At 69.8% G+C, this 21,802-nt stretch carries 18 protein-coding genes; 17 read left to right on the top strand and 1 reads right to left on the bottom strand.

Annotation, left to right across the window (positions count from 1 at the left end; translation table 11 throughout):
- Window positions 1-101: 101 nt before the first annotated feature.
- From AC07OA_RS24105 to murG, 10 genes are all read left to right on the top strand, one after another.
- Window positions 102-569 (top strand): division/cell wall cluster transcriptional repressor MraZ, encoded by a 468-nt coding sequence (locus AC07OA_RS24105; RefSeq protein WP_494666370.1) that lies wholly within the window; start codon window positions 102-104, stop codon window positions 567-569.
- Entirely contained in the window at window positions 566-1,528 is a 963-nt protein-coding gene (gene rsmH, locus AC07OA_RS24100; protein ID WP_494666369.1) for a 16S rRNA (cytosine(1402)-N(4))-methyltransferase RsmH, read from the top strand. Before AC07OA_RS24105 ends, rsmH begins: the two co-directional genes overlap by 4 nt.
- On the top strand, window positions 1,525-1,959 hold the full coding sequence (ftsL, locus tag AC07OA_RS24095) for a cell division protein FtsL (RefSeq protein WP_494666368.1): 435 nt from the start codon (window positions 1,525-1,527) through the stop codon (window positions 1,957-1,959). Before rsmH ends, ftsL begins: the two co-directional genes overlap by 4 nt.
- Window positions 1,956-3,710, top strand: a complete 1,755-nt coding sequence (locus AC07OA_RS24090) for a peptidoglycan D,D-transpeptidase FtsI family protein (protein WP_494666367.1) — start codon at window positions 1,956-1,958, stop codon at window positions 3,708-3,710. Before ftsL ends, AC07OA_RS24090 begins: the two co-directional genes overlap by 4 nt.
- Window positions 3,707-5,164, top strand: coding sequence for a UDP-N-acetylmuramoyl-L-alanyl-D-glutamate--2,6-diaminopimelate ligase (locus AC07OA_RS24085; RefSeq protein ID WP_494666366.1), 1,458 nt, complete (start codon window positions 3,707-3,709; stop codon window positions 5,162-5,164). The genes AC07OA_RS24090 and AC07OA_RS24085 overlap by 4 nt, the downstream gene beginning before the upstream one ends.
- Entirely contained in the window at window positions 5,157-6,545 is a 1,389-nt protein-coding gene (locus AC07OA_RS24080; RefSeq protein WP_494666365.1) for a UDP-N-acetylmuramoyl-tripeptide--D-alanyl-D-alanine ligase, read from the top strand. Before AC07OA_RS24085 ends, AC07OA_RS24080 begins: the two co-directional genes overlap by 8 nt.
- Window positions 6,545-7,660 carry a phospho-N-acetylmuramoyl-pentapeptide-transferase gene (mraY, locus tag AC07OA_RS24075; RefSeq protein WP_494666364.1) on the top strand — a complete coding sequence of 372 codons (1,116 nt, stop codon included), beginning with the start codon at window positions 6,545-6,547 and terminating at the stop codon, window positions 7,658-7,660. The genes AC07OA_RS24080 and mraY overlap by 1 nt, the downstream gene beginning before the upstream one ends.
- 13 nt (window positions 7,661-7,673) lie before the next feature.
- Window positions 7,674-9,086 (top strand): UDP-N-acetylmuramoyl-L-alanine--D-glutamate ligase, encoded by a 1,413-nt coding sequence (gene murD, locus AC07OA_RS24070; protein ID WP_494666363.1) that lies wholly within the window; start codon window positions 7,674-7,676, stop codon window positions 9,084-9,086.
- A 211-nt stretch (window positions 9,087-9,297) separates the two neighbouring features.
- A complete protein-coding gene (gene ftsW, locus AC07OA_RS24065) occupies window positions 9,298-10,473 on the top strand; it encodes a putative lipid II flippase FtsW (RefSeq protein WP_494666362.1) in 1,176 nt (391 codons plus the stop codon).
- A gap of 59 nt (window positions 10,474-10,532) precedes the next feature.
- The gene (gene murG, locus AC07OA_RS24060) at window positions 10,533-11,618 is read left to right on the top strand and encodes an undecaprenyldiphospho-muramoylpentapeptide beta-N-acetylglucosaminyltransferase (RefSeq protein ID WP_494666361.1); all 1,086 of its coding nucleotides are present in this window, start codon (window positions 10,533-10,535) and stop codon (window positions 11,616-11,618) included.
- A 139-nt stretch (window positions 11,619-11,757) separates the two neighbouring features.
- On the opposite strand, the gene AC07OA_RS24055 is transcribed toward murG, so the two are convergent.
- Window positions 11,758-12,267, bottom strand: a complete 510-nt coding sequence (locus tag AC07OA_RS24055; protein WP_494666360.1) for a hypothetical protein — start codon at window positions 12,265-12,267, stop codon at window positions 11,758-11,760.
- 39 nt (window positions 12,268-12,306) lie between these two features.
- Between AC07OA_RS24055 and murC the strand changes: the two genes are divergently transcribed.
- The 7 genes from murC (at window position 12,307) to ftsZ (ending at window position 21,685) form a co-directional block, all read left to right on the top strand.
- On the top strand, window positions 12,307-13,725 hold the full coding sequence (gene murC / locus AC07OA_RS24050) for a UDP-N-acetylmuramate--L-alanine ligase (RefSeq protein ID WP_494666359.1): 1,419 nt from the start codon (window positions 12,307-12,309) through the stop codon (window positions 13,723-13,725).
- Window positions 13,722-14,627 (top strand): UDP-N-acetylmuramate dehydrogenase, encoded by a 906-nt coding sequence (gene murB / locus AC07OA_RS24045; RefSeq protein WP_494666358.1) that lies wholly within the window; start codon window positions 13,722-13,724, stop codon window positions 14,625-14,627. The genes murC and murB overlap by 4 nt, the downstream gene beginning before the upstream one ends.
- Before the next feature lie 185 nt (window positions 14,628-14,812).
- Window positions 14,813-16,219, top strand: a complete 1,407-nt coding sequence (locus AC07OA_RS24040) for a M20/M25/M40 family metallo-hydrolase (protein WP_494666357.1) — start codon at window positions 14,813-14,815, stop codon at window positions 16,217-16,219.
- Between the two features lie 141 nt (window positions 16,220-16,360).
- Window positions 16,361-17,332 (top strand): D-alanine--D-alanine ligase, encoded by a 972-nt coding sequence (locus tag AC07OA_RS24035; RefSeq protein ID WP_494666356.1) that lies wholly within the window; start codon window positions 16,361-16,363, stop codon window positions 17,330-17,332.
- Window positions 17,301-18,212 carry a cell division protein FtsQ/DivIB gene (locus tag AC07OA_RS24030; protein WP_494666355.1) on the top strand — a complete coding sequence of 304 codons (912 nt, stop codon included), beginning with the start codon at window positions 17,301-17,303 and terminating at the stop codon, window positions 18,210-18,212. The genes AC07OA_RS24035 and AC07OA_RS24030 overlap by 32 nt, the downstream gene beginning before the upstream one ends.
- Window positions 18,213-18,243: 31 nt before the next feature.
- Window positions 18,244-19,569, top strand: a complete 1,326-nt coding sequence (gene ftsA, locus AC07OA_RS24025) for a cell division protein FtsA (RefSeq protein WP_494666354.1) — start codon at window positions 18,244-18,246, stop codon at window positions 19,567-19,569.
- 583 nt (window positions 19,570-20,152) lie between these two features.
- Window positions 20,153-21,685, top strand: coding sequence for a cell division protein FtsZ (gene ftsZ, locus AC07OA_RS24020; RefSeq protein WP_494666353.1), 1,533 nt, complete (start codon window positions 20,153-20,155; stop codon window positions 21,683-21,685).
- Window positions 21,686-21,802: the final 117 nt, after the last annotated feature.

Genomic DNA, 21,802 nt, shown 5'->3' with positions numbered 1-21,802 from the left:
CCGTTGGTGTCATTGTCTCCCAATCAATCCCATGTTAACCCACTTCTGCCGGAGCGATCGTGGCAGGGCGTCCGGCGGCGGGCTTTATCAGGGGTAGTGGGGTGTTTCTCTCGACGTTCGAGAAGCAGCTGGACAGCAAGCGGCGCATCGTCGTGCCGCAGGACTTCCGCGCCGCGCTCTCGGGCCCGTTCGACGGGATCTTCTGCTTCCCCTCCATCGAGGCCGACTGCCTGGAAGCTGGCGGAAAAAGCCTGTTCGACCGTTACCAGGGCGTGATCGACGAACTGCCGTTCGGCGATCCCCTGCGTTCGGCCCTGGAGACCAGCGTCCTGGGCGGCGTGGCGCGGCTGTCGTTCGACACCGCCGGCCGCATCACCCTGCCCGACACCCTGTGCGAGATGTTCGGCCTGACCGACTGGGTGGCGGTGGTGGGTCTGGGCGAGCGGTTCCAGATCTGGTCGCGCGAGGCCTTCCAGGCCCACCGCGCGGCCCAACGCGAACTGGCCCGCGACGGCCTAGCCGCGATGCGCGCCCAGCAGCGCACCGTGCGGATCGGGGGCGTGGCGTGAGCGACCTCGAAGCTGCCCAAGGCGCCGCCGCGCCGCACGTCTCGGTCCTGCTCGACGAAGTGGTCGGTGCGCTGTCGAGCGGCCCCGGCGACATGGTCATCGACGGCACCTTCGGGGCGGGCGGCTATACCCGCGCGATCCTGGCCTCGGGCGCTTCGGTCACGGCCTTCGACCGTGATCCGACCGTGCAGCGTTTTACGGCTGAGTTTTCCGCGGCTGATGGTCGCTTTCGGCTGATTCAGGACCGTTTTTCGCAAATCAGCGCGTATCTGGAGGATGCGTCGGTCGACGGCGTCACCCTGGATCTCGGCGTATCTTCCATGCAGCTCGACGAGGCTGAGCGCGGCTTTTCGTTCATGCGCGACGGTCCCCTGGACATGCGCATGGGCGCCGACGGCCCCACCGCCGCCGACCTGGTCAACACGCTCGACCACACCGAGCTGGCCCGCATCCTCTATGTCTATGGCGAGGAGCACGCCTCGCGGCGTATCGCCAGCTTCCTGATCAAGCGTCGGGAAGAGCGGCCGTTCACCCGGACCCTCGACCTGGCCCATGTGATCGAGCGCGCCCTGGGTGGCCGCAAGGGCGCCAAGGTGCATCCGGCCACCCGTTCGTTCCAAGGCCTGCGGATCGCGGTCAACGCCGAGCTGGAAGAGCTGGAAGAGGGCCTGCTGGCCGCCGAGCGCGTGCTCAAGCCTGGCGGCCGCCTGGCGGTGGTCACCTTCCACTCGCTGGAAGACCGCATCGTCAAGAACTTCCTGGCCGAGCGGGCCGGGCGCACCCCGGGCGGATCGCGCCACCTGCCCGCCGTCGAGGCCGGGGCTCCGGCCAGCTTCCGCCTGACCTCGTCCAAGGCCATCGCGCCGGGCGAGGCCGAGCTGGCCGTCAACCCGCGCGCCCGCTCGTCCAAGCTGCGCGCGGCCGTGCGCACCGACGCTCCCGTCTGGAGCGCCGCATGAGCCTGTCGGCCATCTTCGACCGCCGCGTGCGGGGCTTCCGGGTCGTGGAAGTGGTGTGCCTGGGGATCCTGCTGGTCCTGGTGCTGGGCGTCTACATGGCCAAGACCTTCGCCGGCCGCGAGCGGGCGCAGATCGCTTCGGTGGAACGCCAGATCGACGACGAGAAAATCCGTATCCGCCTGCTGAAGGCCGAGGTGGCCTTCCTGGAGCAGCCCAGCCGCATCGAGCAACTGGCGCAGGACAAGGGCCTGGCGCCGATCAAGCCCGAGCGCGAGACCACCGAGGACGCCCTGATCGACGTGGCGCGCCACGCGCCCGTGCCGCACGCCCCGGCCGCCCCGACGGCCGCCGCCAACGGCGACGCCGCCTCGGCCGAGCAGCCCGAGGCCACGCCCGACGACTATCCCTCGCCCGGGGAGGCTCCGCGATGAGCCTGTCCAATCTCTCTCCCGGCGGCATGCCCGCCGCCTGGCGCTGGCTGATCGAGCGGGTCTGGCGGCTGGAGCACGCCTTCGAGCGCTCGCGCGCCGCCGCGCGGCCCGAGGACGACACCCGCATCCGCATCTTCTTCGTGATGGCCATCTTCGGCCTCGGCTTCACCCTGCTGGCCCTGGGCGCCACCCGGGCGGCGGTGTTCGCCAAGGTCGGCGGCGGCGGACTGGCCACGCCCGTCGGTGGGGCGCGCGGCGACCTGCTGGACCGCAACGGCCAGCTGCTGGCCGTGGACCTGACCCACTACACGATGTTCATCGATCCCCGCGACCTGTGGGACCCCAAGGCCACCCGCAAGGCCCTGGCCAAGGCCCTGCCGCAGGTGCCGGCCTCGCGCCTGGACCAGGCGGTGTTCTCCGGCCGCCGCAGCTTCGTGGTGGGCGGCATGACCCCGGCCGAGAAGGACGCGGTGTTCGAGCTGGGCCTGCCGGGCGTGGTGTTCGAGGAGGAGGCCCGCCGGGTCTATCCGCTGGGCGCCAGCGCGGCCCACTTCATCGGCTTCGTCGACAAGGGCGGAGTGGGGCTCTCCGGCGCCGAGAAGGCGCTGGACAAGCAGGTGCGCGACGCCTCGACCCAGGGCCCGGACGGGGCGATCCCGCTGTCGATCGACCTGCGGGTCCAGGCCGCCCTGGAAGACGAGGTCCGCAAGGCCGCCATCGAGTTCCAGGCCAAGGACGCCGTGGGGCTGGTGACCAACGTCCATACCGGGGAGATCCTCGGCATGACCAGCTATCCCGACTACGACCCCAACCGGCTGGACCTGGCTTCGTCGGACCAGATGGTCAACCACGCCGCCGCCTCGGTCTACGAGATGGGCTCGACCTTCAAGGCCTTCACCGTGGCCATCGGCCTGGACACGGGCGCGGCGACGCCGTCCTCGACTTTCGACGCCCGCGAGCCGTTCAAGCTGGGCTACCGCACGATCCACGACTTCCATGCCGCCAAGAAGATCCTGACCCTGGTCGAGGTGTTCCAGCACTCGTCCAATATCGGCACGGCCATGCTGGCCGAGCGGATCGGCGGCGAGCGCCTGTCGCGCTACTTCACCGCCCTGGGCCTGACCAAGCCGGCCAAGGTCGAGCTGCTGGAGTCCGCCCGGCCGCTGACGCCCAAGAAGTGGGACGACGACGCGGTGGCCTCCACCTCGTTCGGTCACGGCATCAACGTCTCGCCGCTGGCCCTGGCCCAGGCGATGGGCGCGCTGCTGAACGGCGGCACCGTGGTGCCGATGACCATCCACAAGCTGGCGCCGGGCGTGCGGCCCGAGGGCGCGCGCGCCCTTTCGGAAGAGACCTCGCAGCAGATGCTGCAGATCATGCGCGCCAACGTCACCGGCGGCAGCGGCAAGTCGGCCAACATCCCGGGCCTGTCGGTGGGCGGCAAGACCGGCACCGGCGAGAAGTACGATCCGGCTATCAAGGGCTATAATCACCAGCGCCAGGTCTCGTCGTTCGCGGCGGTGTTCCCCACCGAGGGCGCGCTCGAGGCCGACCGCTACTTCGTGCTGGTGCTGCTGGACGAGCCCAAGGGCAACGCCAAGACGCACGGCTTCTCGACCGGCGGCTGGGTGTCGGCGCCGGCCGCGGGCCGGGTGATCGACCGCATCGCGCCGTTCCTGGGCGTGCGCCGCCAGAGCGACATCTTCACCGTGGCCCAGTCGCCGCAAACCGCTCCGGAGGCGGGACTTTGAGCAAGACCCTTTCCCAGATCCTGAACCGGCCGTTCGAGGCGAATCCCGTCATCACCGGGGTCACCGCCGACAGCCGCAAGGTGCGCGAAGGGTTCCTGTTCGCGGCCCTGCCGGGCAGCAAGGTGGACGGTCGCGCGTTCATTCCCGGCGCGGTCGAGTCCGGCGCGGCCGCCGTGCTGGCCCCCGACGACGTGGCGGGCCTGCAGGTCCCCGTGGTCCACGCCGGCGACCTGCGCCGCGCCTACGCCCTGGCCGCCGCCCAGTTCTGGGGCGAGCAGCCGGCCACCTGCATCGCGGTGACGGGCACCAACGGCAAGACCTCGGTCGCCGGCTTCGCCCGTCAAATCTACGCCAGGCTGGGCCGCAAGGCCGCCAGCATGGGCACCCTGGGCGTGGTGGTCAGCGAGGCGGGCAAGCCCGACCTCCAGCTGACCCCGCCCGGCCTGACCACGCCCGACGCCGCCGACGTCGCCGAGATGATGGCCAAGCTGGCCGGCATGGGCGTGACCCATCTGGCGGTCGAGGCCTCGTCGCACGGCATCGACCAGCGCCGCCTGGACGGCGTGCGCCTGGCCGCCGCCGGCTTCACCAACTTCACCCAGGACCACCTGGACTATCACGGCACCATGGGCGCCTATCGCGCCGCCAAGCTGCGGTTGTTCGAGACCCTGCTGCCGCGCACCAAGACCGCCGTGCTGAACGCCGACAGCGACGCCTTCCCGGCCTTCGCCTCGGCCGCCGTCACCTCGGGCCAGACGATCCTGTCGGTGGGCCATGAAGGGCAGGGGATCAAGTTGGTCGAGCGCACGCCCGTGCCTCAGGGCCAGCGCCTGAAGATCGCCGCCCAGGGCCGCGAATTCGACATCCTGCTGCCCCTGGCCGGCGACTTCCAGGCGTCGAACGTCCTGGTCGCGGCCGGTCTGGTCCTGGCCACGGGCGAGGATCTGGACGCCACCATTGCCGCGCTCGAAAGTCTGGAAGGCGCGGCCGGCCGGCTGCAGCGCGTCGGAACCGGCGCGCGCGGCGGCGAAGCCTATGTCGACTACGCCCACACGCCCGACGGCCTGGAGACGGTGCTGGCCGCCCTGCGTCCGCACACGCGTGGCAAGCTGATCGTGGTGTTCGGGGCCGGCGGCGACCGCGACCGGGGCAAGCGGCCCCTGATGGGCGAGATCGCCGCGCGCCTGGCCGACGTGGCCATCGTCACCGACGACAATCCCCGCTCCGAGGAGCCCGGCTCGATCCGCGCCGCCATCCTGGCCGCCGCGCCCGGCGCCAAGGAATACGGCGACCGCCGCGAGGCCATCCGCTTCGGGGCCGGCCTGATGGCCGACGGCGACGTGCTGGTGGTGGCCGGCAAGGGTCACGAGCAGGGCCAGCTGGTGGCCGGGGTGAACCACCCGTTCGACGACGTCAGCGAGACCGCTCAAGCCCTGGAGCTGGCCCATGTCTAGCGCGCTCTGGACCGCCGACGAGATCGCCGCCGCCACGGGCGGTCAGGTGCTGGCCGACTTCGAGGCCACGGGCGTCTCCATCGACAGCCGCAGCATCGAGGCCGGCGACCTGTTCGTGGCGCTCACGGGCGCCCGGGACGGGCACGAGTTCGTGGTCCAGACCGCCGACAAGGGCGCGGCCGGGGCGCTGATCTCCAAGCCGGTGGCCGTTCCCGCCGTGCTGGTGGACGACACCTTCGCGGCGCTGGAGCGCCTGGGCGTGGCCGCCCGCGAACGCGCGCCCCAGGCCCGTCGCGGCGCCGTCACCGGCTCGGTCGGCAAGACCAGCGTCACCCGCGCCGTCGAGGCCGGCCTGCGCCGGGCGGGCAAGGCCCACGCCTCGGTCAAGTCGTACAACAACCACATCGGCGTGCCCCTGACCCTGGCGCGGATGCCGCGCGACACCCAGCGGGCGGTGTTCGAGGTGGGCATGAACCACGCCAACGAGATCACGCCGCTGTCGGGCTTCATCCGTCCGCACGCGGTGGCCATCACCACCGTCGGCCCGGTGCACCTGGAGAACTTCGCGGACGGCGAGGAGGGCGTCGCCCGCGCCAAGGCCGAGATCTTCGCCGGGCTGGAGCCCAACGGCGTGGCGGTGCTGAACGCCGACAATCCCTGGTTCCCGCTGCTGAAGGCCCAGGCCGAGGCGGCCGGCGCCCAGGTGTGGAGCTTCGGTACGGGCGAGGGCGTCACCGCCCGCCTGGTGGTGTTCGCCGCGGGCGCCCACGGGGCCCAGATCACCGCCGAGGTGCATGGCGAGACCCTGCACTTCCCGATCCTGCAGACCGGCGTGCACTGGGGCCTCAACAGCCTGTGCGTTCTGCTGATGCTGGAGGCCCTGGACGTCGATCGCGAGACGGCCCTGGCGGCCCTGGCCGAGTTCGAGCCCATCGAAGGGCGCGGCGCCGAGAAGACGGTCCACGTGCCGGGCGGCGCCTTCACCCTGGTGGACGAGAGCTACAACGCCAATCCGGTCTCGATGCAGGCGGCCCTGGCCACCCTGGGCGCGCGCAAGGTCGCGGGTCGGCGGATCGTGGTGCTGACCGACATGCTGGAACTGGGGCCGCAGAGCGCCCGCTTTCATGCCGACCTGGCGACCCCGATCGCCGCCGCCGACATCGATCTGGTGTTCTGCGGTGGATCGTTAATGAAATCTTTATGGGATGCGCTTCCGCCGACTCGGCGGGGCGGGTACGCCGAGAGCGCAGCCGAGCTCGCGCCCCAGGTCGTCTCGGCGATGCGGGCGGGTGACGTGGTGATGGTGAAGGGTTCGAACGGATCCAAGGCGGGCCTCGTGGCCCAGGCCTTGGGGGCGCTCGACCTCGTGGGACAGGGCTGATGCTGTATCTTCTCTATAACTGGCTCTCGCAGGGCGGGCACGAGCATGTGCCGGTCCTCAACCTGCTGAAATACCTGACGTTCCGCACCGGGATGTCGATGCTGACGGCCTATATCGTGGCCGTGGCCATGGGCTCGCGCTTCATCCGCTGGATGAAGGCCAAGCAGGGCAAGGGCCAGCCGATCCGCACCGACGGCATCGCCCGTCACGTCACCGAGAAGGCCGGCACCCCCACCATGGGCGGCTTCATGATCCTGGCCGGCCTGTTCGTCGGCTCGCTGCTGTTCGGCGACCTGCGCAACGTCCACGTCTGGGTGGTGCTGGGCATCACCGCCGCCTTCGGCGTGCTGGGCTTCATGGACGACTACGCCAAGGTCACCAAGCAGACCACCGCCGGCCTCTCCAGCGGCCAGAAGCTGATCGCCCAGTTCGTGGTCTCGATCCTGGCGGCCGTGGCCCTGATCCTGATCGCGCCCAAGTCGCCGACGACGGCGGGCCTGGAGACCTCTGTCGTCTTCCCGATCCTGAAGAACCTGGTGATCAATCTGGGCTGGTTCTACGTGGCCTTCGCCGCGGTCACCATCGCCGGCTTCTCCAACGCCGTGAACCTGACCGACGGCCTGGACGGCCTGGCCATCGTGCCCGTCATGTTCGCCGCCTCGACCTTCGGCCTGATCGCCTACCTGGTCGGCAACGTGAAGTTCGCCGACTACCTGAACCTGCACTACGTGCCCAGCGTCGGCGAGCTGGCCGTGGTGTGCGGCGCCATCATCGGCGGGGGCATGGGCTTCCTCTGGTACAATGCCCCCCCGGCCAAGATCTTCATGGGCGACACCGGCTCGCTGGCCCTGGGCGGGGCCCTGGGCGCCATCGCCGTCTGCGCCAAGCACGAGCTGGTCCTGGGCATCGTCGGCGGCCTGTTCGTGGCCGAGGCGCTGAGCGTGATGATCCAGGTCGCCTACTTCAAGAAGACCGGCAAGCGGGTCTTCCTGATGGCGCCGATCCACCACCATTTCGAGAAACTCGGCTGGGCCGAGAGCACCGTCGTCGTCCGCTTCTGGATCGTGTCGATGATGCTCAGCTTCGTCGGTCTCGCCACCTTGAAACTGCGATAGGAGAGGGCGCGCCATGATCCCGGTCCGCGGTTTCGAGGGCAAGACCGTCGCCGTGTTCGGCCTGGGCCGGACGGGGCTGACGGCCGCGCGCGCGCTGATCGCCGGCGGGGCCAAGGTGGCGCTGTGGGACGAAAAGCCCGCCAGCCGCGAGGCCGCCGTGGCCGAGGGGCTGAACGTCGTCGACCTGGAGACGGCCGACTGGAGCCAGTTCGCCGCCCTGATGCTGTCGCCGGGCGTGCCCCTGACCCATCCCAAGCCGCACTGGACCGTGGTCAAGGCCAAGGCCGCCGGGGTCGAGGTGCTGGGCGACATCGAGCTGTTCGCCCGCACGGTGAACGCCGCCCCCGAGCACAAGCGCCCCAAGATCATCGCCATCACCGGCACCAACGGCAAGTCGACCACCACCGCCCTGATCGGCCACCTGTGCCGCCAGGCCGGGCGCGACACCCGGGTGGGCGGCAATATCGGCGAGGGCGTGCTGGGCCTGGAAGACATGCACGGCGGCGCGGTCTACGTGCTGGAGCTGTCGTCGTACCAGCTGGACCTGACCTCCAGCCTGCACCCCGACGCGGTGGTGCTGCTGAACATCTCGCCCGACCACCTGGACCGCCACGGCGGCATGGACGGCTACATCGCCGCCAAGCGCCGGATCTTCCTGAACCAGGGCAAGGGCGACACCGCCATCATCGGGGTGGACGATCCCTGGTGCCAGCAGATCTGCACCGAGATCACCGCCGCCAACCGCCGCACCATCTGGCCGATCAGCGCCGGCAAGGCCATGGGCCGGGGCGTCTACGCCCTGCAGGGCGTGCTGTACGACGCCACGGGCGAGCGCGTGACCGAGATGGTCGACCTGCTGCGCGCCCGCAGCCTGCCGGGCCGTCACAACTGGCAGAACGCCGCGGCCGCCTATGCCGCCGCGAAAGCCATCGGCATCCCCGCCGCCCAGGCCGTCGACGGCCTGATGAGCTTCCCGGGCCTGGCGCACCGGATGGAGACGGTGGGCAAGCTGGGCAAGGTCCGCTTCGTCAACGACAGCAAGGCCACCAACGCCGACGCCGCCCGCCAGGCGATGTCCAGCTATCCCAAGTTCTACTGGATCGCCGGTGGCGTGGCGAAAGCCGGCGGCATCGACGACCTGACCGACCTCTTCCCGCGCGTGGCCACCGCCTATCTGATCGGCCAGGCGGCCGAGGACTTCGGCAAGACGCTGGAGGGCAAGGCCCCGGTGCGCCAGTGCGGCGACATCGAGACCGCCGTGACCGCCGCCTATGCCGACGCCCTGGCCTCTGGCGAGGAGGCCATCGTGCTGCTGTCGCCCGCCTGCGCCTCGTTCGACCAGTTCGCCGACTTCGAGCAGCGCGGCGAAGCGTTCCGCGCGGCGGTCAACGGGCTGGGCAAGGCGCCGACGGCTAAGCGGGCATAGATTCTTCGGGCCAGCACTTGCCCCCACCTGACCGCTTCGCGGTCTGTCCGCCCCCATAGGGGGCGGAGCCACGTGGCGCCGACCAAGCTCCGCCCCCTATGGGGGCGGACAGGCGACGCGAGGAGCCAGGTGGGGGCAAGAGTCGATCTGCCGCATATCCGCCAACCTGCGCCGCAACATTCGCTTAACCCTAAACGCCGACCCTCCGCCCATGGCCTACCAGACCACCCACGCCTTCGCCCGCACCGACCGCTCGCGGCTCGGCGTCTGGTGGTGGACGACCGATCGCTGGCTGCTGGGCGCCACGGCGATGCTGGTCACGCTGGGCGTTCTGCTGTCGTTCGCCTCCAGCCCGGCCGCCGCCGCGCGGATCGGCCTGGACGACCAGTTCCATTTCGCCATCCGTCAATGCGTGTTCGGCCTGGGCGCGGCGATGATCGTGCTGTCGGTGTCGATCCTCAGCCCCAAGGGCATCCGGCGACTGGCCTTCTTCATCTATCTGCTGGCCATCGGGGTGATGGCGGCCCTGCCGTTCATCGGCCACAGCGCCAAGGGCGCGGCCCGCTGGCTGCTGATCGGCGGCTTCACTTTCCAGCCCTCGGAATTCATGAAGCCGGCCCTGATCGTGCTGGTCTCGTGGATGTTCGCCGAGGGCCAGAAGGGCGAGGGCGTGCCGGGCGTCTCCATCGCCTTCTTCCTCTATTTCGTCGCCGTGGGCCTGCTGCTGGTCCAGCCCGACGTCGGCCAGACCGTGCTGATCACCATCGCCTTCGGGGCCGCCTTCTGGATGGCCGGGGTGCCGATCTCGTGGATCATGGGCCTGGGCGCGGTGGCCCTGGCGGGGCTGGGCTCGACCTATTTCCTGTTCGACCACGTGCACGACCGGGTGCAGAAGTTCCTCAGCCCCGACACCGCCGACACTCACCAGATCACCCGCGCGGCCGAGGCCATCCACGCCGGCGGCCTGTTCGGGCGCGGCCCGGGCGAGGGCGTGATGAAGCGCCACGTGCCCGACCTGCACACCGACTTCATCTATTCGGTCGCGGCCGAGGAATACGGCCTGGTCTTCTCCCTGGCCCTGATCACCCTGTTCGCCTTCATCGTGGTGCGCGGGCTCTACAAGTCGATGAAGCTGAACGATACCTTCGAGCAGGTGGCCGCCGCGGGCCTGTTCGTGCTGGTGGGCCAGCAGGCCTTCATCAATGTGGCCGTGAACCTCAACATGATCCCGACCAAGGGCATGACCTTGCCGTTCATCAGCTATGGCGGCTCGTCGATGCTGGCCATGGGATTGACCCTGGGCATGGCCTTGGCGTTGACGCGCAAGCGTCCGGGGGCCTATGGCGGGGCCGGAGAGTTCGATCAGGCGGGGGCCTTCGGGTCGTAGCTCTCCCAGAGGAGAGTCGCCTTGCCCACTACCCGCTCGCGTACCGGAGCTGCTGACCTATGAGCAAGCTGGCTGTCGTCGCCGCCGGAGGCACCGGCGGACACCTGTTCCCCGCCCAGGCCCTGGCCGAGACCCTGGCCGCGCGCGGCTGGCGCATCGTGCTGGCCACCGACGAGCGCGGCGCGCTCTATGCCGACAAGTTCCCCGCCGAAGAACGCCTGGCCCTCTCGGCCGCCACCGCCAAGTCGGGCGACCCCATCGGCATGGCCAAGGCGGGCCTGGTGGTCTGGCAGGGCGTGAACCAGGCCAAGGTCGCCTTCAAGCGCCTGGACCCGGCCGTGGTGGTGGGCTTCGGCGGCTATCCCGCCCTCCCGGCCCTGCTGGGCGCCCTGGCCCAGAAGCGCCCCACGGTGATCCACGAGCAGAACGCGGTGCTGGGCCGGGTGAACCGCTTCCTGGCCCCCCGGGTGAACGAGGTGGCCTGCGCCTTCCCGACCCTGGAGAAGGCCAAGCCCGCCGTGAAGGCCCGCGCCCGCGTGGTCGGCAACCCCGTGCGTCCGCCGATCCGCGCCCTCTACGACGTGCCGTACCTGCCGCCGGAAGTGCAGCTGCGCATCCTGGTCACCGGCGGCAGCCAGGGCGCGCGCCTGCTGTCCGAACTGATCCCCGAAGCGGTGGCCAAGCTGCCCGAGGACATGCGCTCGCGCCTGAAGGTCTTCCAGCAGGCCCGCGCCGAGAGCATGGAGGGCGCGCGCAAGATCTACCGCAACGCCTTCGTCGACTGCGAGGTCGCGCCGTTCTTCCGCGACATGGCCGGCTATCTGCGCCAGGCCCACCTGGTGATCGGCCGCTCGGGCGCCTCGACCTGCACCGAACTGGCCGTGGCCGGCCGCCCGTCGATCCTGGTGCCCCTGAAGATCGCCGCCGACGACCACCAGCGCTTCAACGCCAGGCTCCTGGAAGAGGCCGGCGCGGCGGCCGTCTGCCTGGAGGACGAACTGACCGTCGACGCCATGGCCGGCGCGCTGAACGCCCTTCTGAAAGACCCCGAGCGCCTGGGCCGCATGGCGGCGGGCGCCCGCAGCGTGGCCAAGCCGAACGCGGCGGAAGAACTGGCGGATCTGGTGGAGAAGACGGCGCGGTAGCTTTCTCCTCACCCGTGAAACGGGGGAGGTGGCGCGACGCGTAACGTCGTGACGGAGGGGCGTTTTCAGAGGTTGAACGCCCCCTCCGTCTCGTCGCCTACGGCGCCGATCCACCTCCCCCGTTTCACGGGTGAGGAGATCAGGGTTCGAGCCCGGTCGCGATCAGCGGCCGGCCGATCTTCACCGCCTCCTCGACGCTGGTCGCCACCGGCGCACTCGCATAAGGCCGCCAGCTATCGCACACCACCCTGGCCACCGCGTCGTCGGCGCCGCCCTTGGGGATCGCCGTCGCCGGGCGCAGGTCGCCGCTGAGCGGGCCTTCCTTGCCGCCGGCGCGGATGCTGGAGAAGCCGGCGTGGGCGATGGTGCGGGCGTCGCAGTCGATCACCTCGTGACGCCAGCCGCCCCAGAAGGCTTCGGTCCCGGCCGTGAAGCCGTCTTCGGCCACCTGCAGCACGCGCAGGCGCGCCGTGCGGCCGGTCCAGGCGGTCCCGCCCATGTCGACGAAGCTGGCGAAGCGGCCGACGTCGGCCAGGCGCAGTTCGAGCGGAGCTTGCGCAAGGGCGGGCGAGGCGAGGGCGGTCAGGCCCAGAACAAGTCCGGCCAAGCTGGCTCGACGGCCAAAATCCACGGCTTCTGCACCAAACATCCCGTTCCACCCCGCCGCCAAATCGTCTAATCGAGCCGGATGATCCAGCGTCGACGCCCCGTACCCTTCGAACTCGGCCCCGTGCACTTCATCGGCATCGGCGGCATCGGCATGTCCGGCATCGCCGAGATCATGATCCGCATCGGCTACACCGTGCAGGGCAGCGACGCCAAGGCCAGCGCCAATACCGAGCGGCTGGAAAAGCTGGGCGCGCGCATCTTCATCGGCCACGACGCGGCCAATGTCGAAGGCGCTTCGGCCATCGTCTATTCGACGGCGGTCAAGGGCGACAATCCCGAGATGGTGGCCGGCCGCGACAAGCGCCTGCCGCTGGTGCGCCGCGCCGAGATGCTGGCCGAGCTGATGCGGCTCCAGTTTTCGGTGGCCGTGGGCGGCACGCACGGCAAGACCACCACCACCTCGATGGTCGCGGCCCTGCTGGACGCCGGCGCGCTGGACCCCACCGTCGTCAACGGCGGCATCATCAACGCCTACGGCACCAACGCCAAGGTCGGCGAGGGCGACTGGATCGTGGTCGAGGCCGACGAGAGCGACGGCTCGTTCCTGAAGCTGAAGTCCACCGTGGCCATCGTCACCAATATCGACGCCGAGCACCTGGACCACTGGGGCGACTTCGACGCGGTGAAGAAGGGCTTCCAGGACTTCATCGAGAACATTCCGTTCTACGGCTTCGCGGCGGTCTGCACCGACCATCCCGAGGTCCAGGCCCTGACCTCGCGGATCGAGAACCGCCGCCTGGTGACCTATGGGACCAACCCGCAGGCCGAGGTCCGCGTCTCCAACATCGAGATGGGGCCCGACGGCGCCCAGTTCGACATCGTCGTCTCGCCGCTGTCGGGCGAGCAGGTCCGCTACGAGGGCCTGAAGATGCCGATGGCCGGCCATCACAACGTGCTCAACGCCACCGCCGCCGTGGCCGTGGCCCGCGAGCTGGGCGTGGACGCCGAGGCGATCCGCGCGGGCCTGGCCGGCTTCGGCGGGGTCAAGCGCCGCTTCACCACCACGGGCGTGGCCAACGGCATCCGCGTGGTCGACGACTACGGCCACCACCCGGTCGAGATCGCCGCCGTGCTGAAGGCCGCCCGCGCGGTCTCGACCGGCAAGGTCATCGCCGTGGTCCAGCCGCACCGCTACACCCGCCTGCGAGACCTGATGACCGAGTTCAGCTCGTGCTTCAACGACGCCGACACCGTGATCGTCGCCGACGTCTACACCGCCGGCGAACAGCCCATCGAGGGCGTCGACCGCGACCACCTGGTGGAAGGCCTCAAGAAGTTCGGCCACCGCCGCGCCCTGCCGCTGGAAAGCCCCGCCGCCCTGCCGGCCCTGATCGCCGCCGAAGCCCAGCCGGGCGACCTGGTGGTGCTGCTGGGCGCGGGCGACATCACCAGCTGGTCGTACGCCCTGCCGGGGCAGCTGGAAGCGCTGGCGAAGTGAGCTGGAAGGTTTCGCTCCCCGCCGTTCGCGGCAAGCTGCTGGTCGACGAGGCCCTGGCGCCGTTCACCTGGTTCCGGGTCGGTGGCCCGGCCGACGTGGTGTTCCTGCCGGCCGACGAGCAGGACCTGTCGGACTTCCTCAAGGCTCTGGACCCGGCCGTGCCGGTGCTGGCCATCGGGGTGGGCTCCAACCTCCTGGTCCGCGACGGCGGCGTCGAGGGCGTGGTGATCCGGCTGGGCAAGGGCTTCAACACGGTCGAGCCCCTGGGCGATAACCGCATCAAGGCCGGCTCGGCGGTGCCTGACGCCATCCTCGCCCGCAAGGCGGCCGAGGCGGGCATCGCGGGGCTTGAGTTCTACGCCGGCATTCCCGGCACCATCGGCGGCGCGGTGATCATGAACGCCGGCTGCTACGGCTCCGAGACCGTCAATGTCGTCAAGTCGGTCCGCGTCATGGACCGCGCCGGCCAGGTGCGCGAGCTGTCGGTCGAGGACCTGCACTACACCTACCGCCACAGTGCGCTGCAGGACGGCGAGACCGTGATCGTGCTGGACGCGGTCTATGAAGGGACCGCCGACGAGCCCCCCGCCATCAAGGCCCGCATGGCCGAGATCACGTCGCGGCGCGAGACTACCCAGCCCATCCGCGAGAAGACCGGCGGCTCGACCTTCAAGAACCCGCCGGGCCACTCGTCCTGGAAGCTGGTCGACGAGGCTGGTTGGCGCGGCAAGCCGTATGGCGGGGCGATGTTCAGCCCGCTGCATTCCAACTTCCTGATCAACACCGGCGAAGCCACCGCCGCCGACCTGGAAGGCCTGGGCGACACCGTCCGCGCCGATGTGCTGGAGAAGACCGGAATCCAGCTGGACTGGGAAATCAAGCGGATCGGGCGGGCCGGCTAGGCGCGGCCGGGGACATGCGCTCGCGCGTGTCCCCAAACGCCGGCGCGGCGCCTGGGATGCGGCTGGGGACACGCACAAGTGCATGTCCCCGTCTCAGCCTCGAAGGTTACGGATAGTTCATCCGGATGTTGCCTATCCGCCGGCAGGAGCGGTGCTATGAAAACCACCCAAACGAGGGAGTTTCCATGCGCCTGTTCCGCACGCTGCTGACCGCCGCCGCCACCGCCGCCCTGATGGCCGGGGCGGCTCACGCTCAAGACGCCAAGACCGCCGAGAAGCTGGCCGACAAGGCCCAGTTGGACCGCACCGCCTGGGACATCACCGAGGACCTGACCACCAATATCGGCCCGCGCCTGGTGGGCTCGCCGGCCATGGCCCGCGCCAAGGACTGGTCGGTGGCCAAGTTCAAGGCCCTGGGCTTCACCAACGTCAAGGTCGAGGAGTTCGCCAAGCCGTCGTGGACGCGCGGCGAGGAGAGCGCCGAGCTGGTCGCGCCCTATCCGATGAAGCTGTCGATCGTGGGCCTTGGCCGCACCGTGCCCACCGGTCCGAACGGGATCGAGGCCGAGGTCGCCCTGTTCAAGACCTTCGCCGAGATGACCGCCGCGCCGGAAGGGGCGCTGAAGGGCAAGATCGTGGTGATCACCCAGCCGATGGTCCGCGCCCAGGACGGCGCCGGCTACGGCGTGGCCGGCATCTCGCGCCGCGCCGGCCCGGTCGAGGCGGCCAAGCGCGGGGCCGTGGGCCTGCTGATCCGCTCGGTCTCGACCTCGGACTCCACCGTGCCCCACACCGGCGTCACCGCTTTCGGCGACCAGGTGGCCACCATCCCCGCCGCCGCCATGGGCGTGCCGGAAGCCGAGCAGCTTGAGCGCCTGGCCGCCAAGGGGCCGCTGCGCGTCAAGCTGAAGCTGGACTCCAGCGTCGATCCCAACGACGTGGCCTGGAACATCTCGGGCGAGATCAAGGGCTCGGAAAAGCCCGACGAGGTGATCGTCATCGGCGGCCACCTGGACAGCTGGGACGTCGGCACCGGCGCCCTGGACGACGCCACGGGCATCGCCATCACCACGGCCGCCGCCAAGCTGATCGGCGACCTGCCCAAGCATCCCAAGCGCACCATCCGCGTGGTGATGTGGGGCTCGGAAGAGAGCGGCGGCTCGTCGGAGGCCTATCTGGCCGCCCACAAGGACGAGGTCCCCAAGATCGTGCTGGCCGGCGAAAGCGACAGCGGCGCCGACCGCGTCTACAGCCTGCAGATCCCCAAGGGCTCGGCCGGTCACCCCGCCATGCAGACCGCCGCCCGCGTGCTGGCCGGCCTGAAGGTCTATGTCGACCGCGCCCCCCCGTCCCACGCCGGGGCCGACATCGAGGGCCTGGAGGAGGCCGGCGTGCCGGTGGTAGCCCTGAACCAGGACGCCAGCCGCTACTTCGACTACCACCACACCATGGACGACACCCTCAACAAGGTGCGCCCCGACGAACTGGCCCAGAACGTCGCCGCCTGGGCCAGCTTCATCTACCTGGTGGCCGACAGCGACATCGACTTCCGCGCCCTGAGCGCGGCCGCGCCGGCTCAGGCGGGGCACTAGCAGGACGAAAGGGGACACGCCGCAAGGGCGCGTCCCCGGCCCAGGATCGGGGACATGCCCTTGCGGCGTGTCCCCAAGCCCTGCACCGAACTCCCAAGACCGCTCCCTCAGGTCTCGATGCGCCCTCGCTAGCCAGGACGCATGACCTCAGCGCCCCTCACCAACCGCCACGTCGCCGTCCTGCTGGGCGGACCTTCCTCCGAACGCGAGGTCAGCCTCGTCAGCGGCGAGGCCTGCGCCGCGGCCCTGGAGCGGCTGGGCGCGCGGGTCTCCCGCGTCGATCCGGGGCCGCGCCTGCCGTCCGACATCGCCCGCACCCTGAGCGCCCTGAAGCCCGACGTCGTCTTCAACGCCCTGCACGGCCGCTGGGGCGAGGACGGCGTCGTGCAGGGCGTGCTGGAGACCCTGGGCCTGCCCTACACCCACTCCGGCGTCCTGGCCTCGGCCCTGGCCATGGACAAGGCCAAGTCCAAGGCCGTGCTGGCGGCGGCCGGGATCGCCGTGCCCGGCGGCGGGCTGTTCGACCGCCACGACGTCGCCCGCGACCACGTCATGGCGCCGCCCTATGTGGTCAAGCCCAACGCCGAGGGCTCGTCGGTGGGGGTGTTCATAGTGCCGCAGGGCGCCAATTCGCCGCCGCGCGATTTGGCCGCGGAAAGCTGGGCCTTTGGCGACCAGGTGATGGTCGAGCCATATATCGCCGGTCTCGAACTGGCGGTCGCCGTGAGGGGTGAGTCAAATGGTCCCAAGGCCTTGGCGGTAACCGAAATCCGCTCATCCACAGGTTTCTATGACTACGCGGCCAAGTACGCCGAGGGCGGCTCGATCCACGTGATTCCGGCCCCGATTCCCGACGCCGTAAGGGACCGGGCGATGCGGATGGCCGAGCTTGGCCATGCAAGTCTTGGTTGCCGAGGTGTGACCCGGTGCGACTTCCGTTATGACGGAATTAACGACCTTCTGGTCCTTTTGGAGGTCAATACGCAGCCTGGCATGACACCCACTTCGCTCGTTCCCGAGCAGGCGGACCACGTCGGCGTCTCGTTTGATTTGTTGGTGTTCTGGATTTTGGAGGACGCTTATGCCCGCTGTAGTGCGGGGGGGACCGCGTAAGCCTACGCGCCCCCGGGCCGAAGCGCCCGCAAGTCCGAAGGCTCGAACGGCGCAGCGCAGCCCCGCGCCGCCGGCCGGGAAGCTGCAAGCCGCGCGCGGCGGCGTGGGCGTGTCGCCCCGCCTGGCCCTGAGCGTGACCGGCGGCGCGCTGGTCGTCGCCCTGATCGCCACCCTGGCCACCGGCCATCGCCTGGAGCGCCTGGGCGCGGCCATGATGCGCGGCGTCGACGGCGAGTTCGCCGACCTGGGCTTCAAGCTGAAGACCGTCCACATCGAGGGCGCCTCGCCGATGGCGAAGGCCGACATCCTCAACGCCACCCAGCTGTATCTGGACCAGCCGACCCTGGGCATGGACCTGGCCGACCTGCGGACCAAGGTCGAGGGCGTGGGCTGGGTCAAGAGCGCCAAGGTCGTGCGCCTGCTGCCCGACACCGTGTTCATCTCCGTCGAGGAGCGCCCGGCCCTGGCCGTCTGGCAGCACTCCGGATCGATGCGCGTCATCGACGGCGAGGGCCGGATCATCCGCGAGGCCGACGCCGCGCGCTTCCCGCAACTGCCGCTGGTGGTGGGGCAGGGCGCCGACCAGGCCGCCGGCGCCATCCTGCCGGCCGTCAATGCGCGCCCCCGCCTGCGCGACCGCCTGGAGGCGCTGGTGCGCGTCGACGACCGCCGCTGGGACCTGCGTTTGAAAGATGGTTCGCTGATCCAGCTTCCGGCCATTGACGAAGAGTCCGCGCTGATTCAATTGGATCAGCTCGATCAACGACAACGAATCCTCGATCTCGGTTTCGCGCGCATCGATCTGCGCGACCCCGAAATGGTGGCCGTTAGGCCTCGCGACACGATGCTGCCCGGGCAGCCCGTGGCCGGCGGGGCGTGATCATGATTGTGTGTGTGAGGTGACTGTAGCGATGTCGCGCTTGGATGACCGGAAGCAAGCCCGTGAAGGCTTGAAGGCGACGCTCGTGCGTCAGCCCGCGGTCGCGGCCGTCGACCTGGGCGCGTCCAAGGTCACGTGCTTCATCATGAAGGCCGACGGGATCCATCGCGACAACCGCACCCTGACCACGGCCGGCGTCGGCTATGTGCAGTCGCGCGGCGTGCGCGGCGGGGCCATCGTCAATCTGGACGAGGCGGCGCAAGCCATCGCCCAGGCCGTCGAGCGGGCCGAGACCGTGGCCGGCGTCAACGTCCAGGGCGTTTCGGTCTGCACGGCCGGCGGCCAGCTGGCCAGCAACCGCGTCCACACCCAGGTCTCGCTGGGCGCCCGTCCCATCGCGGACGGCGACCTGTCGCGCGCCATCGCTTCGGCGCTCGCGCAAGTCCGCATTCCCGGCCGCAAGCCGATCCACCTGCTGCCCATCGCCTGGTCGGTGGACGGCCAGAAGGGCATCCGCGACCCGCGCGCCATGTTCGGCCGCGCGCTCGGGCTGGAGCTGCTGGTCGTCTCGGTCAATGAGAACATCTTCCACACCCTGGCCCATTGCGTGGAACGCGCCCACCTCAGCTTCGAGGGCGTGGTCGCCGCGCCCTTCGCCTCGGCCCTGGCGGCCCTGGAAGAGGACGAGATGGACCTGGGCGCGGTCTGCATCGACATGGGCGGCGGCTCGACCTCGGTGGCCGTGTTCAACAACGGCGCCCTGTGCCACGTCGACAGCCTGGCCGTCGGCGGCGGGCACGTGACTCAGGACATCGCCCGCGGCCTGCAGACCTCGGTCGCCGGCGCCGAGCGGATCAAGACCCTGCATGGCAGCGCCATCGCCTCGGCCAACGAGGACCGCGAGATGATCGAGGCCCCGCCCCGCGGCGACGATCCCGGCGCCGGTCCGGTGATCGCGCCCCGCAGCCTGCTGAAGGGCATCATCCAGCCGCGCGTCGAGGAGACGCTGGAACTGCTGCGCGAGCGCCTGAAGGCCTCGGGCGCGCCGGTGGAGCCGGGCGCGGGCATCGTCCTGACCGGCGGCGCCAGCCAGCTGGCCGGCGTGCGCGAAGTGGCCGTGCGGGTGTTCGACCGTCCCGTGCGCCTGGGCCGTCCGCGCCGGGTGCCGCACCTGGCCGACGCCGCCTCGGGTCCGGCCTTCTGCGCCGCCGCCGGCATCCTGCACCGCACGGCCTTCGGCCCGCGCGAGGTGGTCTCGCCCAAGGCCCTGGCCGGCGCGGCCATCCGCAAGCGCCCGATGGACCCCAACGCCAGCCCGATGGCCAAGGCGGCCGCCTGGCTGCGGGATAATCTGTAGATCCTTCCTCCTCACCCGTGAAACGGGGGAGGTGTCCGCGTAGCGGACGGAGGGGGCGTCGAGGCGTTGGCCGGACGCCCCCTCCGTCACGCTGCGTATCCGCAGCGCGCCACCTCCCCCGTTTCACGGGTGAGGAGGAAGCTTCGCTGAATCACCCCCGCCCGGCCGCGACTGTAATTTTTTGTGAACGTCACAATTTTTTCGTCTTGCGACGCTTCGCAAGAACAGCCGCCAAGTCTTACCAGACCTTAAGCATAAACGTTTATGATCTAAGTGTCGGAAACACCTGAAAGCCTAGTTTCCAGAGGCTCGAAATCGGCTTTTCCCAAGGCTTTTTCGGTCAGCGGCGTTCCGCCGCACGGGGGTTTTGGGTACCCTCGGGAACCCAAGGAATCCCTAGTGATTCCTTTGGATAACTGGATTTTTCCGCCCTCTTTGGGATCGACCTCGAGCCGACTCACTTTATGGAGTTAACCACCGATTAAGGTTGGTGGTTGTTCTGTTAACCCGATCGTCGAGATGACTCCCGGCGGTTGATCCGCTCGGTAGTTGACGAATTCGGCGTTTAGGACGCGAGGGTCCCATGGCTATTTCTCTTTCCGCGCCGCGTACCACTGAACTGAAGCCGCGTATCGTGGTGTTCGGGGTCGGTGGCGCCGGTGGCAATGCTGTCAACAACATGATCGAGGCTGGCCTCGAGGGTGTTGAGTTCGTGGTGGCCAACACCGACGCGCAGCAGCTCCAGTTCGCCAAGACCGACCGTCGCATCCAGCTCGGCGTCCAAGTGACCCAGGGCCTCGGCGCCGGCGCGCACCCCGAAGTGGGCATGAGCGCCGCCGAGGAAAGCTTCCCCGAGATCGGCGAGCACCTGGACGGCGCTCACATGGTGTTCATCACCGCCGGCATGGGCGGCGGCACCGGCACCGGCGCGGCCCCGATCATCGCCAAGTGCGCCCGCGAGCGCGGCATCCTGACCGTCGGCGTGGTCACCAAGCCCTTCCACTTCGAAGGCCGCCACCGCATGCGCCTGGCCGACGCCGGCATCGGCGAGCTGCAACGCTATGTCGACACCCTGATCGTCATTCCGAACCAGAACCTGTTCCGCGTCGCCAACGAGCGCACGACCTTCGCCGAAGCCTTCGGCATGGCCGACCAGGTGCTGCACTCGGGCGTCCGCTCGATCACCGACCTGATGGTGCTGCCGGGCCTGATCAACCTCGACTTCGCCGACGTCCGCACGGTCATGACCGAGATGGGCAAGGCGATGATGGGCACCGGCGAGGGCACCGGCGAAGACCGCGCCCTGATGGCCGCCCAGAACGCCATCGCCAACCCGCTGCTGGACGAAGTCTCGCTGAAGGGCGCCAAGGCCGTGCTGGTCAACGTGACCGGCGGCATGGACATGACGCTTCTCGAAGTCGATGAAGCGGCGAACGCCATCTCGGATCAGGTCGATCCGGAAGCCAACATCATCTTCGGCGCGGCCTTCGACCCGTCGCTGGACGGCGTGATCCGCGTGTCGGTGGTCGCCACCGGCATGGACGGCGCCTCCATCGCCCAGATCGAGCCCAAGCCCGTTTCGCGCAACACCACGGCCCAGCCGCTGATCGCCGAGACCCGGCCCGCCGCGCCGCAAGCCGCTCCTGCTCCGACCCCGACCACCGCCGAGACCACCCGTCCGGGCATGCGCTACGAGCCGCGCCCGATCGAGCGTCCCGCTCCGGCCCCCGTCGCCTCCTACGCGCCGGAACCGGTCTATGAAGAGCCCGAGCCCGTCGTCGAGGCCCAGGAAGACCTGCACTTCGAAGAGCCGGTCATCGAGGAGCCCCGCGTCGCCGCCCCGGCCCCGCGCGTCACCCGCATCGTCGACCCGATGGTCGCCGAGGCCGAGGACGAGCCGCTGTACAGCGAGAACTACGACGACCGCCGGCAGCAGAAGTCGGGCGGCTGGATGAGCCTGTTCGGCGGTGGCCGCCAGCAGCGCTACGACCAGCAACCGGCCCAGCAGCCGCAACGCGGCTCGGCCCGTCCCCAGCTGCAGCCGATCGAGCAGCCGACCACCGACGAAGGCGAGGATCTGGAGATCCCGTCGTTCCTGCGTCGCCTGGCCAACTGAAAAGAGCCCAAGGCTCCACGTTAGTAAGCGTACCGAGTAAGCGTAACCGAGACCCCCGGGGCGAAAGCTCCGGGGGTTTTGTTTTTGGGTTCTGGGCCGTGCGAGCACACTTGCCCC

The sequence above is a fragment of the Caulobacter sp. GW821-FHT09B08 genome, from assembly GCF_059418225.1.
This window is presented reverse-complemented; position numbering and strand designations above follow the sequence as displayed.